Source organism: Mesorhizobium sp. WSM4849, from assembly GCF_055811385.1.
This window is the reverse complement of the sequence record NZ_JBVVPW010000003.1, coordinates 224,021-240,004: the sequence shown is the minus strand read 5'-3', so window position 1 is coordinate 240,004 and position 15,984 is coordinate 224,021. Positions and strand designations below refer to the sequence as shown.

17 protein-coding genes are annotated in these 15,984 nt (G+C 62.5%); 5 read left to right on the top strand and 12 right to left on the bottom strand.

Features of this window, described 5'->3' with window-relative positions; all coding sequences use genetic code 11:
* Window positions 1-75: 75 nt before the first annotated feature.
* Complete coding sequence (locus AC0L3L_RS04570) at window positions 76-1,878, top strand: NAD(P)-binding domain-containing protein (RefSeq protein WP_473636706.1); 1,803 nt, start codon at window positions 76-78, stop codon at window positions 1,876-1,878.
* Between the two features lie 12 nt (window positions 1,879-1,890).
* On the opposite strand, the gene AC0L3L_RS04565 is transcribed toward AC0L3L_RS04570, so the two are convergent.
* The 3 genes from AC0L3L_RS04565 to AC0L3L_RS04555 are packed head-to-tail and all read right to left on the bottom strand — an operon-like array spanning window position 1,891 to window position 3,356.
* Window positions 1,891-2,418: a GNAT family N-acetyltransferase gene (locus tag AC0L3L_RS04565; RefSeq protein ID WP_123151911.1), complete on the bottom strand. Its 528-nt coding sequence runs from the start codon at window positions 2,416-2,418 to the stop codon at window positions 1,891-1,893.
* 58 nt (window positions 2,419-2,476) lie between these two features.
* Window positions 2,477-2,785, bottom strand: coding sequence for a hypothetical protein (locus AC0L3L_RS04560; RefSeq protein WP_473636705.1), 309 nt, complete (start codon window positions 2,783-2,785; stop codon window positions 2,477-2,479).
* Window positions 2,786-2,789: 4 nt separating this feature from the next.
* Window positions 2,790-3,356, bottom strand: a complete 567-nt coding sequence (locus tag AC0L3L_RS04555) for a helix-turn-helix domain-containing protein (protein ID WP_123151913.1) — start codon at window positions 3,354-3,356, stop codon at window positions 2,790-2,792.
* Between the two features lie 154 nt (window positions 3,357-3,510).
* Here AC0L3L_RS04555 and AC0L3L_RS04550 point away from each other — a divergent pair, with 154 nt between their 5' ends.
* Window positions 3,511-5,340, top strand: a complete 1,830-nt coding sequence (locus AC0L3L_RS04550) for an ATP-binding protein (RefSeq protein ID WP_473636704.1) — start codon at window positions 3,511-3,513, stop codon at window positions 5,338-5,340.
* A gap of 192 nt (window positions 5,341-5,532) precedes the next feature.
* On the opposite strand, the gene AC0L3L_RS04545 is transcribed toward AC0L3L_RS04550, so the two are convergent.
* Together AC0L3L_RS04545 and miaA are read right to left on the bottom strand one after the other, a co-directional pair.
* A complete protein-coding gene (locus tag AC0L3L_RS04545) occupies window positions 5,533-6,324 on the bottom strand; it encodes a GGDEF domain-containing protein (protein ID WP_095494699.1) in 792 nt (263 codons plus the stop codon).
* 104 nt (window positions 6,325-6,428) lie between these two features.
* Window positions 6,429-7,397 (bottom strand): tRNA (adenosine(37)-N6)-dimethylallyltransferase MiaA, encoded by a 969-nt coding sequence (gene miaA / locus AC0L3L_RS04540; protein ID WP_473636786.1) that lies wholly within the window; start codon window positions 7,395-7,397, stop codon window positions 6,429-6,431.
* Between miaA and serB the strand changes: the two genes are divergently transcribed.
* Both serB and AC0L3L_RS04530 read left to right on the top strand, forming a co-directional pair.
* Entirely contained in the window at window positions 7,387-8,274 is an 888-nt protein-coding gene (gene serB, locus AC0L3L_RS04535) for a phosphoserine phosphatase SerB (protein ID WP_473636703.1), read from the top strand. The two genes, miaA and serB, sit on opposite strands and share 11 nt — an antisense overlap.
* Entirely contained in the window at window positions 8,271-8,843 is a 573-nt protein-coding gene (locus AC0L3L_RS04530) for a GNAT family N-acetyltransferase (protein WP_473636702.1), read from the top strand. The genes serB and AC0L3L_RS04530 overlap by 4 nt, the downstream gene beginning before the upstream one ends.
* Window positions 8,844-8,884: 41 nt before the next feature.
* Here the strand turns inward: AC0L3L_RS04530 and AC0L3L_RS04525 are convergent, their stop codons facing one another.
* The 6 genes from AC0L3L_RS04525 to AC0L3L_RS04500 all read right to left on the bottom strand — a co-directional run bounded on the left by AC0L3L_RS04525 (window position 8,885) and on the right by AC0L3L_RS04500 (window position 14,457).
* A complete protein-coding gene (locus AC0L3L_RS04525) occupies window positions 8,885-10,399 on the bottom strand; it encodes a DegQ family serine endoprotease (protein WP_473636701.1) in 1,515 nt (504 codons plus the stop codon).
* Window positions 10,400-10,541: 142 nt separating this feature from the next.
* Window positions 10,542-10,730: a DUF2065 domain-containing protein gene (locus tag AC0L3L_RS04520; protein ID WP_095494703.1), complete on the bottom strand. Its 189-nt coding sequence runs from the start codon at window positions 10,728-10,730 to the stop codon at window positions 10,542-10,544.
* 6 nt (window positions 10,731-10,736) lie between these two features.
* Window positions 10,737-11,678, bottom strand: coding sequence for a protease modulator HflC (gene hflC / locus AC0L3L_RS04515; protein ID WP_473636700.1), 942 nt, complete (start codon window positions 11,676-11,678; stop codon window positions 10,737-10,739).
* Window positions 11,678-12,778 carry an FtsH protease activity modulator HflK gene (gene hflK / locus AC0L3L_RS04510; protein ID WP_473636699.1) on the bottom strand — a complete coding sequence of 367 codons (1,101 nt, stop codon included), beginning with the start codon at window positions 12,776-12,778 and terminating at the stop codon, window positions 11,678-11,680. Before hflK ends, hflC begins: the two co-directional genes overlap by 1 nt.
* A 147-nt stretch (window positions 12,779-12,925) precedes the next feature.
* Complete coding sequence (locus AC0L3L_RS04505) at window positions 12,926-13,444, bottom strand: dihydrofolate reductase (RefSeq protein ID WP_473526608.1); 519 nt, start codon at window positions 13,442-13,444, stop codon at window positions 12,926-12,928.
* Window positions 13,444-14,457, bottom strand: coding sequence for a DUF4424 domain-containing protein (locus AC0L3L_RS04500; protein ID WP_473485292.1), 1,014 nt, complete (start codon window positions 14,455-14,457; stop codon window positions 13,444-13,446). Before AC0L3L_RS04500 ends, AC0L3L_RS04505 begins: the two co-directional genes overlap by 1 nt.
* Window positions 14,458-14,726: 269 nt before the next feature.
* Here AC0L3L_RS04500 and cobF point away from each other — a divergent pair, with 269 nt between their 5' ends.
* Complete coding sequence (gene cobF, locus AC0L3L_RS04495) at window positions 14,727-15,500, top strand: precorrin-6A synthase (deacetylating) (protein WP_473485291.1); 774 nt, start codon at window positions 14,727-14,729, stop codon at window positions 15,498-15,500.
* 129 nt (window positions 15,501-15,629) lie between these two features.
* On the opposite strand, the gene AC0L3L_RS04490 is transcribed toward cobF, so the two are convergent.
* Window positions 15,630-15,971: a winged helix-turn-helix domain-containing protein gene (locus AC0L3L_RS04490; RefSeq protein WP_095494709.1), complete on the bottom strand. Its 342-nt coding sequence runs from the start codon at window positions 15,969-15,971 to the stop codon at window positions 15,630-15,632.
* Window positions 15,972-15,984 lie beyond the last annotated feature (13 nt).

Genomic DNA, 15,984 nt, shown 5'->3' with positions numbered 1-15,984 from the left:
CGATACTCCGGTCAACCGGGCTGGGAGGGTCCGGCAAGCCGCGATAACGACCAGGACTTCACGGGAGGAAATTTGATGCTCGACAAGGCCCCAGCCGAGAAACTGTCCGACCTGCTCGACCAATTCGGCGCAGCGCTTGCCGCCGGCAACGTCGACAAGGCGGTCGGGTGCTTTCAGGAAGACTGCTATTGGCGCGACCTGGTGACCTTCACCTGGAACATCGAGACCATGGAAGGTCGCGACCAGGTGCACGACATGCTGACGAGCCAGCTGGCGAAGACAAGACCTTCGAACTGGGCGATCGCCAAGGGCGAAGACGCCACCGAGAGCGACGGGCTGCTCGAAGGTTGGATCAGTTTCGAAACGGAAGTTGCGCGCGGCTTCGGCCATATCAGGCTGAAGAACGGCAAGATATGGACACTGCTCACCACCATGGTCGAGCTGAAGGGTCATGAGGAACCCGCCGGCTTCGCCCGGCCGTTGGGCGCCAAGCATGGTCACGGAAAAAACCGGCCGACCTGGAAAGAGGAGCGTGAGAAAGAAGCCGCCGAACTTGGCTTTGTCAGTCAGCCCTACACGCTTGTCATCGGCGGCGGCCAGGGCGGCATCGCACTCGGTGCCCGGCTGAGGCAACTCGGCGTGCCGACCATCATCGTCGAGAAGAACGAGCGTGCCGGCGATTCATGGCGCAGGCGCTACAAGTCGCTCTGCCTGCACGACCCGGTCTGGTACGATCATCTGCCCTATATCGACTTCCCGAGGAACTGGCCGGTCTTCTCGCCCAAGGACAAGATCGGCGACTGGCTGGAAATGTACACCAAGGTCATGGAGCTGAACTACTGGTCCTCCACCGAGGCCAAGAGCGCCGCCTATGACGACGAGAAAAAGGAATGGACGGTCGTCGTCCATCGCGATGGCAAGGACATAACGCTGAAGCCGAAGCAGCTGGTGCTGGCCACCGGCATGTCTGGCCGGCCCAACATCCCGAGGTTCAAGGGCATGGAGAATTTCAAAGGTGATCAGCACCATTCTGCCAAACATCCCGGTCCGGACGGCTACGTTGGCAAGAAGGTCGTCGTCGTCGGTTCGAACAATTCCGCGCACGATATCTGCGCCGCACTCTGGGAAGCCGGCATCGAGGTCACCATGGTGCAGCGCTCGACCACGCATATCGTCAAATCCGACACGCTGATGGATATCGGGCTCGGCGCGCTCTATTCGGAGCAGGCCGTGCAAAACGGCATGACCACGGCCAAGGCCGATCTCATCTTCGCCTCCCTGCCCTACAAGATCCTGCACGAATTCCAGATTCCGCTCTACGAAAAGATGAAGGAGCGCGATGCTGCCTTCTACGAGGGCCTGGAAAGGGCTGGCTTCATGCTCGACTGGGGCGAAGACGGCTCCGGCCTGTTCATGAAATATCTCAGGCGTGGTTCCGGCTACTATATCGATATCGGCGCCTCACAGCTCATCATCGACGGCGCCATCAAGCTGAAGAGCGGCGTCGGCGTGACCGAGATCAGGGAACATTCGGTCCTGCTCAGCGACGGCACCGAACTGCCGGCCGATGTCGTCGTCTATGCCACCGGCTACGGTTCGATGAACGGCTGGGCGGCGGAGCTGATCTCGAAAGAGGTCGCCGACAAGGTCGGGAAGTGCTGGGGTCTCGGCTCGAACACCACCAAGGATCCCGGTCCTTGGGAGGGCGAACAGCGCAACATGTGGAAGCCGACGCAACAGGAAGCACTCTGGTTCCATGGCGGCAATCTGCACCAGTCACGCCACTATTCGCAGTTCCTGTCGCTGCAGTTGAAAGCACGGCACGAGGGCATCGCGACGCCGGTCTACGGGCTGCAGGAGGTCCACCACACGGGATAGAAATTCGGGCTGTCACCGGCACTGGCCGATGCGCTTCCAGTAGATAAGGGTACCGGTAAGTCCACCATGCGGCTTCAATGCATAGTCCGGTATCTCACCGGCAAGCGTGAAGCCCAACCTGTCATAGAGACCGGAAGCGCCCTCCTCTGTCGCTGTATCCAGGACCAGCAGTGTGCGGCCCTTCTCGACGGCGAGGCTTTCGGCCGCCCGCATCAGGCGGGTGGCCACGCCTTTGCCGCGATGGTCGACGCGGGTCATCAGCTTGGCGATCTCGGCCCGGTGCGGCTGGTTGGGGGGACAGTCGAGCAGCAAGGTAACGGTGCCGACCAGAGCCTCGCCGTCCCAGGCGCCGAGCACAGCTCTTTCGCCCCTTGCAGCCGCAATAAGCGACTTCCTCCAGAAGGCACCTGCCGCGCCCGGCGCCAGCGGATGCATGAAACTGACCGATCCACCGGCCGCAACCGTCTCGATCAGCATATCGACCAGCATTGCGTGCGTTTCCGCAGTTTGTGTCAGAGCCTTGATTTCGATGGAACTCATGCGTGCGCTGATCCTTGAACAAGATGAAACGTCTGTGAAGTCGCGATCGTCGCTGCCGTCAGTCGGAAAGGTTGACACGCCTTCGCCTCCTGGCCCGACGAATTTCTGCGATGCGCTCCGCATCTTCTTCCTGCAGATGCCGCCCGCGCTCCAGCAGTTCGAGCGTGTATTCCTCATAGGTCAGGCCCAGCCGCTCGGCCTTGTCCAGCCGCATCAACATGACGTCACGGCCGGGCGCTTTCCAGGCTTTGGCGTGGGCTGCCTGCCAGGCAAGGAAGATGTAGGCGTCGCCCTTGCCCCATGGCGGCCCCTCATAGTCGTCAAGAGGCGGCCCGCCATTGTCGATGCGTTTCGGGCGACGCGTCATTGCCTCAGCCTCTGGCCAGCGCGACCAGATAGTCGGCGGCGGCCGGTCCCGGAGCATGGAAGGTGCAATCCGATGGCGCGCCAAGGGCCAGGCAGTCACCCGGTTCGAGGCCGTGGACGATGTCGCCCTCGGTGAATTCCAGCCGTCCGGAAATCAGCCATATCTGCTGCCTGATGAAGGCATAGGACGCTGCCGGAAAGCTCACCTTGGCCCCCGCCGGCAATTGGACCCGGATCAGTTCGAGCGGCATGTCCGAAACCGGCGAAAGATGCCGCCGGACGTAGCCGGTTGCGGGATCGCGCCAAAGCGGCTGATCGTTTTCGCGAAGCAGCCCGCCGCCTTGCAGCTCGGCCCGCGCGATGAGGGTGGAAAGCGTCATGCCGAAGGCCGCGGCGATGCGCACGAGAAGTGCCGCGGTCGGGCTCGTCTTGCCGCGCTCTATCGTGCTGAGCATGGCTTTCGAAACGTCGGACCGGTCCGCGAGCTCCGCCAGCGACCAGTCCCTCAAGGCTCTTTCGGAGCGTATTCTCTTGCCGATGGTCGAGGAGATATCGTTCGCTATATCAGCCATTCATCCGGTATATCGAAATTTTGGAGTCGAGCAAGGGGCCGATCGGTCCAATTTTTGCGAATGGTTTAATGTCCCCTACACCATCCGACCTCATCCCCCCTTAACCCCGTCGGTGTAAGGTCGATTGCCTGGGGAAATGGGAAACAGCCTGTCCATGTTCGTCGACCGCGAAGCCTCCGTCGGAGAGCCGACTTTGCAGGAGCGCCGCAAGGCGGAGCAGAACGACAAGCGCGTTCTGGGCAATGTCGTCCAGTGCGACGGCGCGCGCGCCACCATCAGCGCCCATGCCGCCGATGTCGAAGGCACGGTCACCGGCCATTGGAGCGTCGGCAAGATGATCTCCATCAACCTTGGCGCCACGCGAACCGTCGGGCTGGTCTACGAGGTCGGCAAATCGGATCGCGCCTGGCACAATGCGGGCCAGAACCCGATCGAGGTCAGTATCGAGCTCATCGGCGAGGTGCGCGACGGCGCGGAGCCCGGCGCCAAACCGATTTTCGACCGCGGTATCACCACCTATCCGCATATCGGCGCCATCGCCCACCGCATCCGCAGCCGCGACTTGCAGGCGGTCTATGACCTCGCCGGGCGTCATTCGATCACCATCGGCACGCTGTCACAGGATGAGGCGATCGACGCCAACATCGCCATCGACGACACGCTGGCGCGCCATTTCGCCATTGTCGGCACCACAGGCGTCGGCAAATCCACTGCTGTCTCGCTGCTTTTGCGCAAATCGATCGCCGCTCGACCCGACCTGCGCGTCCTCATCCTCGATCCGCACAACGAGTTCGCCGCGTCCCTGCCCGAGCACTGCGTCAGGCTCGATTCGACGACGCTGGACCTGCCCTTCTGGATGTTCAAACTCGAGGAATTTGCCGAAGTGCTGTTTCGCGGGCGCGAGACCGTGCCGGAAGAGGTCGATGCCTTGCGCGATCTCATTCCCGCGGCCAAGAACCTGTATCGCAACCCGAATTCGGGCACGTATCTAAAGCGCGGCACTGATGCACTGACCGCGGACACCCCGGTGCCTTATCGCGTTGTCGATCTTATCAAGCAGATCGACGAGCGCATGGGACTGCTGGAAAGCAAGAACGACCGCCCCACCCTCAAGTCGCTGAAGACGCGCATCGAATCGGCAGCCTCGGATCCGCGCTACCGCTTCATGTTCAATTCGCGGCTGATCGAAGATACGATCCACGAGACGATCGGCAATATTTTCCGCGTGCCGCACCACGGGCGCCCGGTGACCTGCTTCGAGATGGCCGGCATGCCGTCGGAAGTGGTCAATTCCGTCTGTTCGGTGCTGGCGCGCCTGGCCTTCGACCTTGCACTGTGGAGCGAAGGCCGGCTGCGGCTGCTTTTGCTGTGCGAGGAGGCACACCGCTACATGCCGGCCGATCCGCGCCTTGGTTTTGCGCCGACCCGACACGCCCTGTCGCGCATCGCCAAGGAAGGCCGCAAATATGGCTGTTATCTCGGTATCGTCACGCAGCGCCCGGGCGAGCTCGATCCCACCATCCTGTCGCAGTGCTCGACCTTTTTCGCCATGCGGCTTGCCAATGAGCAGGACCAGGCGATCATCCGCTCGGCGATCGCCGATTCCTCGGCCTCGACGCTGGCATTCCTGTCTTCGATGGGCCAGCGCGAAGCCATCGCCTTCGGTGAGGGCGTGGCGACGACCATGCGGCTGAAGTTCGAAAAAATGTCCGATGAGCTGATTCCCGGCACGGCCAAGCGCGAGGAAGCGTTGCCGTCCGAAATCGGCAATGATGTCGACCTGGTGGCGATCGTCGAAAGGCTGCGCAACGTGCCGAAACCGCAGCAGGCGATGGCCTTCGCCGAAGTCGTGGATTCCGCGCGTCAGGCCGGCGATCCCGACTACCGCAAGCCGCCCGTCCCGCGCGTCCAACCCGACGACGATTTCGACATGCGTTATGGCCTGAAACCCGCAACCTTCGGCCTACGCCCGCAAAACGATTGAGCCCAGCGGCCGATGAATTCTGAAGACTTTGTCAGTCTCTAGACGAGGCAAATCCCGGAAGGGAATTCATCAGGCCGGATCGAATGACGTGGCTTTCGAGAACCCGGAGCGGAGTGGACATTTGAGTCCATGAGCACCGGAAGTCGAGAAAGCTGCGTCAGTCGGCCGGCCTCATGAATTCTCTCCGGGATTTCAGGCACAGACGCGGTTGCGGCCTTGCCTCTTGGCCTCGTACAGCTGGCGGTCGGCGCGGCGATAAAACTCTTCGGCGGTTTCCTTACGGTCCCAGACGGCAAGGCCGACGCTCGTGGTGATCTTCAGCCGGACATTGCCTGACAGTATCGACATGTTGGCGATCGCCTTGCGGATGCGCTCGGCGAATTTGGACAGAAGTTCGGCGTCCATGTTGGGCGTGACCACTGCGAACTCCTCGCCACCCAGGCGCGCCACCACGTCGTGATAGCGTGTCATGTCCTTGAGACAGCTGGCGACCGCGCGTAACACCTGGTCGCCGACATCATGTCCGTGGGTGTCGTTGACCTGCTTGAAATGGTCGAGATCAAGGATCATCAGCCCGACCGGCTTCTCGATGCGGCGGAATTCCTCGAGATATTCCTTCAGTGCATCGTCGAAATAGCGCCGGTTCTGCATGCCGGTCAGGCCGTCGGTCAGCGCCGCGTGCTCCAGCGTTTCCGAACGGGCGCTGAGCGAAACCGTCATGGCGCGCAGCTTGCCTTCTTCTGTCGCCTGCTTGCGGATCAGCGGGTAGATGAAGAAAATCCCGAAGAACAAGGCAGTCGCCAAAAGGACGCCGGTCCCAAACAACAGCTTGTTGAGATAAATGATCTCATCGACCCTGGCGGGTGTATGAACCTCTTCGGCGAAGGCTTGCAGAAGCCCATAGGCGTGAAGCGTCACCAGGCCGGCGGCCAGGATCACGAAGATGAAGACGAAAAAGGCTGATTCCGCCTTGTGAAAACGCATCTGCTCCCCGTTGGAAAATTTCCAAAGACGTTATGGCATGGACGGGCTTACGGAGGGTTAATTAGGACAACTTCAACGGGAAGCCTCCCCTCAAAGTCAACTTTTCAGGTTGCACTGGAAAGGATATCCGAGATCGTGGATCCCGCACGATCATCGGGGCGCAATCGCAGCCATTCCGGACCCAACTGATGCCTGAACCAGGTCGCCTGGCGCTTGGCGTATTGTCGCGTCGCGATCTTCGCGCGTTCGATCGCTTCGGCAAAACTCAACTCGCCGGCCATTGCGGCCTGCAGTTCGCGAACGCCGATCGCTTTCATCGCCGGCAAGTCGGGATCGAGGCCAAGATCGGTCAGCCGCCTGACCTCGTCGAGAGCACCCTTCTCCAGCATGCGGTCGAACCGCGCCTCGATCCGCTCCACCAGTGCCGCTCGGTCCGGTTCGATCACAAAGAAGCGCGTGCTCGCCCTGTCGATCAGTGGGCGGCCGCGCGCCGCCTGCCATTCCAAGATGGAACGGCCCGATGCGTCGAGCACCTCCAGCGCCCGCACGATGCGCTGGCCGTCGGTCGGCTTCAGCATCATGCCGGCTGCGGAATCCTCGCGCAGCAGGATGCGGTGCAGCTTGGCCGCCCCCTGCTCCTGGAGTTCGTAGCGCCAGCGATCACGGATTGACTGCGGAATGTCGGGCATTTCCGAAATGCCTTCCGCAAGCGCCCGGAAATAAAGCCCGGTACCACCGACGAAAATCACCGGCGGTTCGAACAACGTACCGTCGTCGATGAGCTTCATCACGTCGCGCAGCCAGGCGCCGGTGGAATAGGCGGTGGAGGGATGGACATGTCCGTAGAGGGAATGCGGGACGCGGGCGAGTTCGGCAGCAGTCGGCCGCGCCGTCAGCACGTCGAGCACCGAATAGCCTTGCATGGAATCGGTGTTGACGATGACGCCGCCATTGCGCTCCGCGAGGTCGACCGCAAGGGCGGACTTGCCGCTGGCGGTCGGCCCGGCTATCAGGATCGCGTTGTTAACGCGGCCCTCGCCCGCCTGCCCGCCGGAATTTTCGATGCCGCTGATCGCCACGCTTGTGTCCCATCCCGCCGGCCGCGCATTGTCACCGGCGCTTGCGAATATGGTGTCACGGTCGGTCGGCGCAAGCACCGTTCGCTGGCTGGCCGAAGGCATCGCCTGCGAGTTCGCTTTGCCCGAGGCGGCCGAAGCGGCTGAAACGACCGCCAGCCTGCGCGCCGTGCTCGCACCCGAACCGGTCGACGTGATTGTCCAACAGGCCGAGGGAAGGCGGAAGAAAATCCTCATCGCCGATATGGATTCGACTGTTATCGACCAGGAGTGCATCGACGAGCTTGCCGACGAGATCGGGGTCAAGGACTACGTGGCCGCCATCACGGCGCGATCGATGAATGGCGAGATCGCTTTCGAGCCGGCCTTGCGCGAGCGGGTGGCGCTGCTGAAAGGCCTCGACACCACCGTGGTCGACCGCGTCATCGCCAACCGCTTGACGCTGGCTTCCGGTGGCCGCGCGCTTGTCCAGACCATGCGGGCCAACGGCGCCTGGACTGCACTCGTGTCGGGTGGCTTCAACGTCTTCACCTCCCGCATCGCAGCCATGCTCGGCTTTCAGGAGAACCGCGCCAACCGCCTCATCGAGCAGGACGGCCGCTTCACCGGGCTGGTGGCCGAGCCGATCCTGGGGCGTGCCGCCAAGGCCGATGCGCTGCTCGAGATTTCGGCGCGCCTCGGGCTGACGACCGCCGACGCCATTGCTGTCGGCGACGGCGCCAACGACCTCGACATGATCCGCCTTGCCGGCGCCGGTGTGGCACTTCATGCCAAGCAGGTCGTGGCGGCGGAAGCAAAATTCCGCATTGACCACTGCGACCTGACCGCGCTGCTCTACCTGCAGGGCTACCAGCGGGAAGAGTTTGTGGAGTGAAGCCGATCCGTACCGAACGCCTGATCCTGCGCAACTGGGAGGATCGCGACCGCGATCTCTTCTACCGCATCAATTCCGACGAACGCGTCATGGAATTCTTTCCATTTCGCCGCGACCGCGCCCAAGCCGACGCGAAGATGGATGGATTGCGCGCCATCATCGACCGCGACGGTTTCGGCTTCGCAGCCGCCGAGATCGCCGTCACCGGCCAATGCATCGGCTTCGCCGGTATAACCCGAACCGACTATTTGCCCTTCTTACCCGCCGGCACCGTCGAGATCGGCTGGCGGCTGGCGCCCGAATTCTGGGGCCATGGCTATGTCACCGAGGCAGCCGAGGCCTGGCTCGCCTATGGCTTCGAAACACTTGGCCTCGACGAAATCGTGTCCTTCGCCGTCAGGGATAACAGCCGGTCCACCGCCGTCATGGAACGCCTAGGCATGGTCGCCGACCCGGCCAGCGATTTCGATCACCCCGGCATTCCGGACAGCCACGCCAGGCTCAAGCGGCATGTTTTCTACAGGCTGACAGGCAAGGATTGGCAGGCAAGAAAAAAGGCGGCTCGCTAGCCGCCCTTTCTCAAAATCAAAGTGTTGCGCCTTTACCGGACTCAATCCATCCGGATCGTAACAAACCGCAATTCGCCGGTCTTTGAAGCAAGCATCAGCAGCGCGTTCTTGCGTCCCTGCTCCTTCAACGCAGCAATCCGGTCCGTGACATCCTTGGGCGTGGCGACCGATTCCTGCGCGATTTCGGTGATCACCTCGCCGGCCTGGATGCCGCGTTCGGCGGCGGCCGAATCCTTGGCGACTTCGGTGATGACAACGCCGGAGACTTCGGCGGCGATGCCGAATTTCGTCCGCGTCTCATCGTTGAGCTCGCCAACGGTCATGCCGAGCACGGAAGCCGTCGAAACGGCAGGCGCCTCGTCGCCATTGTCCTTTTCGGTGTTGCCGTTCTCGCCGCTGGCAAGCTTTTCGCCATCTTCGAGCCGGCCAAGCGTCACCTTCACGGTTTGCTCGACGCCCTTGCGCACGATGACCACGTCGACAGCCTTGCCGACCGTGCTCTCCGCGACAACGCGCGGCAGGTCGCGCATTTCATTGACGTCCCTGCCGTCGAACTTGATGATGACGTCGCCCGCCAGGATGGTGCCGTTGTCGACAGGCCCGCCCTTGATGACGCCGGCGACCAGCGCGCCCTTGGCGGTGGCCATGCCGAGGCTTTCGGCAATGTCGTCCGTCACCGGCTGGATGCGCACGCCGAGCCAGCCGCGCCGCGTCTCGCCGAACTGGCGGAGCTGGTCGACGACGCCCAACGCAAGCTGCGAGGGAATGGAAAAGCCGATGCCGATCGAGCCGCCGGACGGCGAGATGATCGCCGTGTTGATGCCGATCACCTCGCCGTCGCTGTTGAACAGCGGCCCGCCGGAATTGCCGCGGTTGATTGCGGCATCGGTCTGGATGAAGTCGTCATAGGGACCGGAATTGATGTCGCGGTTGCGGGCCGAGACGATGCCGACCGTCACGGTGCCGCCGAGGCCGAACGGATTGCCGATCGCCATCACCCAGTCACCGACGCGCATCTTGCTGGAATCGCCGAATTTCACCGCCGTCAGTTTGTGCCCTTTTGGATCGACCTTCAGCACCGCCACGTCGGTCTTGGTGTCGGTGCCGACCAGCGTCGCCTTCAGCGTCACGCCGTCAGAGAAATTCACCTCGATGTCGTCGGCATCGGCGATCACGTGATTATTCGTCACCACGATGCCCTGCTCGGCGTCGACCACGAAGCCGGAGCCCAGCGACTGCACATTTTGCGAGGGGTTGCCCTGTTCGCCGGGACGGTTCTTGAAGAAATCGTCGAAGAAATCCTGGAAGGGCGAGCCCTCCGGAAGCTGCGGCATCGGTACCGCGCCCGGGCCTTCGGTGCCCTTCACCCTCTGCGAGGTCGATATGTTGACCACGGCGCCGAGCAGGCCCTGCGCGAGATCGGCGACCGAAGCCGGGCCGTCGGCGGCGGCCGCAGGCGTCACCAGCGACGGGACGGTAGCGGCGCCGATAAGAAGTGCTGCAGCACCCGCGGTGAACGTCCGCCTCGCCGCGCGCAAAAACCTGTTGGATGTCATCGAGAAGTCTCCCGGTGTCTCTGAGAAGAAAAGCGCTCGCCGAAAACGCTGCGTCGAACCATGTTGGCAAGAAATACGGCACGTTTGCGGCTATGGCTATCGGCGGAGGATAAAACCTCCGTTATCCCGAAATCATAAACCGTCATCCACCCCGCACCAGCCAGACGAGGCCGACGCCAACGGCGATGGCAATCAGCCCGGCGACCCGCAGCGCATTCTCCGGCATCGACAGAACTTCGCCGGCAAGTTTCTTGGCGAGGCCGGGAAAGCCGCCATAGACCAGGCCCTCCACGACGAGAACCAAGCCTATTGCCGCCAGAAAATCCTGCACCGGCCGTTACTGGCCGGTGCCTGGCTGCGCTGCCGGTGCAGCAGGTGCTGCGGGCGGCGCTGCCGGCGCCGCGCCGGCGGGATTGCGGAAGAAACGGAAGAATTCCGAATTCGGCGACAGCACCATCGTCGTCCCGGTACTGTCCAGCGCCGTGCCGTAGGCATTCATCGACCGGTAAAAGTCGAAGAAGGCTGGATCGCGCTGGTAGGCATTCGCGAAGGTGGCGCTGCGTTGAGCTTCGCCTTCACCACGCAGGATTTCAGACTCCCTCCGTGCCTCGGCGACGATCTCCACCACTTCGCGGTCGGCGCGAGCCCTGATGCGCTGCGCCGCCTCGTTGCCGCGCGCCCTCAGCCGCTCGGCTTCGGCCAGGCGCTCAGCCTTCATGCGGTCATATGTCTGTTGCGAGACTTCCGCCGTCAAATCGGTTCGGCGAATGCGGACATCGTCGATCTGCAGGCCGAGCGACGTGGCGTGGGGCCTCAGCTGGTCGCGCACTTCACGCATCATCACGGCTCGCTCTTCCGAGAGCGCCGCCTCGAAGTCGCGCAAACCGTAAACCCGACGCAAGGCGGCGTCGAGACGCGTCCTCAACCGTGCCTCGGCTAGTTCGATCTGGCCGGATACCGCGGAGCGGAACACGCGCGGATCGGAGATCCGATAAGCGATGAAGGCGTCGACCTCATAGAACTTGCCGCCTGAAACCTGGACGCGGATGTTGTCGAGGTCGAAGCGCAGCACCCTGTTTTCGATCAACTGCACGCTGTCGGCGTCGAAGAAGGCGAACGGCGCCTTGAAATAGATGCCCGGCTGGCTCTTGACGTCGACGATTTCGCCGAACCTGAGCACCAGCGCCTGCTGGCGCGCATTGACGACGAAGACCGATGAATAGAGCAGGAACAGGATAACCGCGGCGATGACGGCGATGATGGGAAGACGGTTGGCCATCACTGGGTTCCTCCGAGGACCGGCGCCGGCGCCTTCTGCTGCAGTGCAGGCAGCGGCAGATAGGGAACGACCCCTGGTCCGCCGCCTTGCTCGATAATGACCTTGCTGGAATCCTTCAGAACCCTCTCCATCGTTTCCAGATAAAGCCGCTGGCGCGTCACATCCGGCGCCTTGGCGTATTCGTCATAGACCGAGATGAAGCGCTGCGCCTCGCCTTCGGCCTCCTGCACGACCCGGTTCTTGTAGCCGGCCGCCTCCTCGCGGATCTGTGCGGCCTCGCCGCGCGCCTGGCCGAGCTTCTGGTTGGAATACTGGTTGGCCTGCTCGACGAACTTGTCCTCGTCCTGTTCGGCGCGCTGCACCTCGTCGAACGCGTCGGCCACTTCGCGCGGCGGTGCGGCATCCTCGATCGAAATCGCGTTGACGTTCAGGCCGGCCTTATAGCCGTCCAGCGTCGTCTGGATGATTTCGCGTACGGACGCCGCAATGCCCTCGCGATCATCGCGGAAGATGTCCTGCGCCGGCCGCCGACCGACCGCTTCGCGCATGGCGCTTTCGGCGACCTGCCGCAGCATGCCGTCGGGATCGGACACGTCGAACAGATAGGCCCTTGGATCGGAGACCTGATAGGCCACGGAGAACTGGACGTTGACGATGTTCTGGTCGCCCGAAAGCATCAGCCCTGAACCGTTGCCGGAGGCCGTGCCGCCGCCGATGTTGACGAGTTGTTCGGCAATGTTGGCCGTCTCGACCGTCTCGATGGGCCACCAATGGAAATGCAGGCCTGGCTGCGAGAACTCCGCCTTTGGCACGCCGAACCTGAGTTCGACCGCAACCTCATCGGGCTGCACGGTATAGACCGCCTTGAACGCCCACAGCACGACAAGCGCCGCCGCGATCAGCCCGAACACGGCTGGGCTGGCGCCACCGCCACCTGGCAACGCGCGCCGCAACCTGTCCTGGCCGCGCCGGATGATATCTTCGAGATCGGGAGGCGAGCCCTGCGGACCGCCAGGCCCCTTCGGTCCCTGCCCCCAGGGTCCTGGATTGTTGCCGCCGCCCCATGGACCGCCACCGCCGCTTTTGTCATTCCAGGGCATGAATGTCCTTTCGCTTGGAATTCCCTCAAGCGCCGTTTCAACAGCGCAAAATCCAATGTGTCTTCTATAGGGATGCGAGGGCACGCTTTCAACGTAATCGGTCGTCGTCACCGCCCGTTTTGGACCGCCGCGATCCTTTATCGCCTCTCAATGCACGTCGCGGCGTCGCTCGTAAACTGAATAGCGTGTCGCATGACTATCCTTTTCACCGGCCGGAACGTCCTGCGTGCGGACAATGTGCCACAAATCCGGGTCGATCGGCGGGAAATGCGCGTCGCCGTCGACCGCGGCAAGGATATGGGTGACATGCAAGCGGTCGGCCAGCGGCAGCGCCTGGGCATAGATCTCACCGCCGCCGATGATGCAGATTTCGTCGGCGCCGGCCATGCAGCGCCCGCGCACCTTCGCCAGACTGATCGCCTCGTCGAGCGAATGCACGATTTCGACGCCCTCGGCGCGCCAGGCCTTGTTGCGGGTCACCACGATGTTGAGCCTGCCCGGCAGCGGCCGGCCGATGCCTTCATAGGTCTTGCGACCCATGATGATAGGTTTGCCCATCGTGTCGGCCTTGAACCGCTTGAGATCGCTGGAAAGCCGCCACGGCAAGCCGCCATCGCGCCCGATCACGCCGTTTTCGGCGATGGCGACATAGATCGCGACGTCCATCAGCCGCCGCTCCCGCCATCGCCCGAAGGCGCCAGCAGCAATATGTCGATGTCGTGCTCAGGGTAGAAATTTTCTGCCGTCATCTCGAAACGCGTCGGCCCGACTTTCCTGACGTTTTCGCCACAGAACGAGACCAGGTTTTTCGGATGGCCCTTGTCGACGGTCAGCTTGAACTTGCCGATGGAGCCCGTCGCCCAGTTGCCGCCAGTGGTCAGGATATAGGCGATGCGGTTTTCGAAGTATCTCGGGGTGCCGTCGGGATTGCCCTTCGCCGCCTTGCGGATCGCATTCTCGAACGTGCCGTCCATGCAGTAACGGGTCTTGTAGGCGGCGTATTGGCCCTGGAACTGGCCGTCATAGAAGAAGCTGACCGAGGACGTGCCGCCGACGCTCGGCTTGTAGCTGTGGGCGACGTGGACTGCGCTGTTGGCTGGAAACGTCGCGCGCCACCAGTAGGTCGAGCGCAATTGCCAAAACGGCACATAGACGGTCTTCATGCCTGAACCGTCGTCGGCGGTGTCCTCGATGATGAGGCCGCGATCGATCCAGTCGTCGGCAACCGCTTGCGGCAGCTTTGCCAATGCCGCCCTGGCAGCGTCGCCGAACGGGTAGAACGGCACGTTTTGCGCCTTCAAATCGGCGCTGATGTCGATGCCGAGCGCAAACGCCTTCTGCTCGAGCTGCGGTTTTGCCGCCACGCCGTCGATCGTCACCTCGAAGCCGAGGAAATTGTCGCTCTGGCCGTCGGGGATCGCCGGCATCTCGTTCGGATCGCCTTCGATGTCGGGCATCGGAAAGGCGACGATCGCGTCGACATCCTTGTCGGTGTTGTTTCGGAAAACGTAGTCGACCATCACCTTTTCCGGCGAGATGTAGAGGTCCTCACTCTCCATGGCGACCGCGTCGCTGCGCGACAGGATCAGACCGCCCGTTCCCAATTCGGCGATCGAATCATTGGCGAATACGGGCGTGGCCGAGAGTGCCAGCACGGCGGTCAAAACATAACGGAACATGGAAGCTCCTTTGGCGAGATGCCGGTATGACTCTATCGCACCAGCCCGACAATCGGAATCGATTTTCGAAAAGCACGATGCTGGGATTAAAGGTGTTAGAGCGTACTTTGTGCGTCCGATTGGCCGCACGTCGCTCTAGCCGTTTCAACGTGGCATTTCAAAGCCCTTCCGTGCACTCGTCGGCGCTTGCGCACAAGCCATGACCACCGTGCCATCACCGTGCCAGGCTTGTCTGGACAGCGACGTTCCGATCGGGCAGGAGTTCGCCCATGCGCAAGCTTCTCGTCATCGGCATCGGCGCCGGCAATCCCGACCACATGACCGTGCAGGCCATCGGCGGCTTGAACCGCGCCGACGTGCTGTTCATTCCCGACAAGGGCGCGAAAAAGAACGATCTTGCAGAACTGCGCCGCCAGATCTGCGACCGCTTCGTCACCAATCCAGGCTCGCGCCTTGTCGAATTCGACGTGCCGGTGCGGGCCGAGCCGGCGCCCTCCTACCGCTCGACCGTCGATGACTGGCACGAGGCGATCGCCGCGATCTATGAAAGCCTGATCCGCGACGAGCTTTCGCAAGATGGCTGCGGCGCCTTCCTGATCTGGGGCGATCCCTCGCTCTACGACAGCGCGCTGCGCATCCTGGAGCTTGTGCGCATGAGAGGCAATGTCGAGTTCGAGCTCGAGGTGATCCCCGGCATCACTGCCGTCCAGGCGCTCGCCGCCGGCCATAAGATGGCGCTGAACCGCATCGGCGACGCAATTCAGATCACCACCGGCCGCCGGCTTACCGAGGAAGGTTTGCCCGACAATGCCGGCAGCACCGTCGTCATGCTGGACGGTAAATGCGCATTCAACAGGCTGGACGACAAGGACCTCGTCATCCACTGGGGCGCCTATCTCGGCACGCCCGACGAGATTCTCATTTCCGGTCGCCTCGGCGATGTCGGCGACGAGATCGTAAAGACCCGCGACGAAGCCCGGCGGAAAAAGGGCTGGATCATGGACACTTATCTGCTGCGCAAGCCCGGCGAGCCAGAGGAGTAATGCATGTCGCGCTAAAGTGCGCAGCGGTTTTGCGATAACGACATGCATAAAAAAGAACCTAAAGCGCGTCGCATGAATCCGTTCAAATGCGACGCGCTTTAGGCTCGGCCGGTACAGATTCCACCGACCTCACCCAGCATCGATCTCCGCCTGCAATGCTTCCATGTGCGTCGCAGCCGCGGAAGCCGCGGCCCGTTCGATGGCGCGAAAGCGGCTGACCACTGCAAGCCCCACCGGAGTCAACTGGGCGCCGCCGCCCTTTTTCCCTCCGGTCTGCGCCGCGACCAGCGGCTTGCCGAACACCCGGTTCATGTCCTCGACGAGATCCCAGGCGTGTTTGTAGGACATTTCCATGCCGCGCGCCGCAGCCGAGATCGAACCGAAGGCGGCGATCTGCTCCAGAAGCTCGATCTTGCCCGGCCCGATGCGCCCTTCTGGATCGAGGTTTATCCGCAAGCTCAGCGACGGCATTTGCTCCTCCGCA

Coding starts and splice junctions, on each gene's coding strand:
- serB (WP_473636703.1), top strand. CDS start 7,387: ATGCCGCTGATCGCCACGCTTGTGTCCCATCCCGCCGGCCGCGCATTG.
- cobF (WP_473485291.1), top strand. CDS start 14,727: ATGCGCAAGCTTCTCGTCATCGGCATCGGCGCCGGCAATCCCGACCAC.
- AC0L3L_RS04570 (WP_473636706.1), top strand. CDS start 76: ATGCTCGACAAGGCCCCAGCCGAGAAACTGTCCGACCTGCTCGACCAA.
- AC0L3L_RS04550 (WP_473636704.1), top strand. CDS start 3,511: ATGTTCGTCGACCGCGAAGCCTCCGTCGGAGAGCCGACTTTGCAGGAG.
- AC0L3L_RS04555 (WP_123151913.1), bottom strand. CDS start 3,356: ATGGCTGATATAGCGAACGATATCTCCTCGACCATCGGCAAGAGAATA.
- AC0L3L_RS04565 (WP_123151911.1), bottom strand. CDS start 2,418: ATGAGTTCCATCGAAATCAAGGCTCTGACACAAACTGCGGAAACGCAC.
- AC0L3L_RS04505 (WP_473526608.1), bottom strand. CDS start 13,444: ATGGACGTCGCGATCTATGTCGCCATCGCCGAAAACGGCGTGATCGGG.
- hflC (WP_473636700.1), bottom strand. CDS start 11,678: ATGGCCAACCGTCTTCCCATCATCGCCGTCATCGCCGCGGTTATCCTG.
- AC0L3L_RS04560 (WP_473636705.1), bottom strand. CDS start 2,785: ATGACGCGTCGCCCGAAACGCATCGACAATGGCGGGCCGCCTCTTGAC.
- AC0L3L_RS04500 (WP_473485292.1), bottom strand. CDS start 14,457: ATGTTCCGTTATGTTTTGACCGCCGTGCTGGCACTCTCGGCCACGCCC.
- AC0L3L_RS04545 (WP_095494699.1), bottom strand. CDS start 6,324: ATGCGTTTTCACAAGGCGGAATCAGCCTTTTTCGTCTTCATCTTCGTG.
- AC0L3L_RS04490 (WP_095494709.1), bottom strand. CDS start 15,971: ATGCCGTCGCTGAGCTTGCGGATAAACCTCGATCCAGAAGGGCGCATC.
- hflK (WP_473636699.1), bottom strand. CDS start 12,778: ATGCCCTGGAATGACAAAAGCGGCGGTGGCGGTCCATGGGGCGGCGGC.
- AC0L3L_RS04525 (WP_473636701.1), bottom strand. CDS start 10,399: ATGACATCCAACAGGTTTTTGCGCGCGGCGAGGCGGACGTTCACCGCG.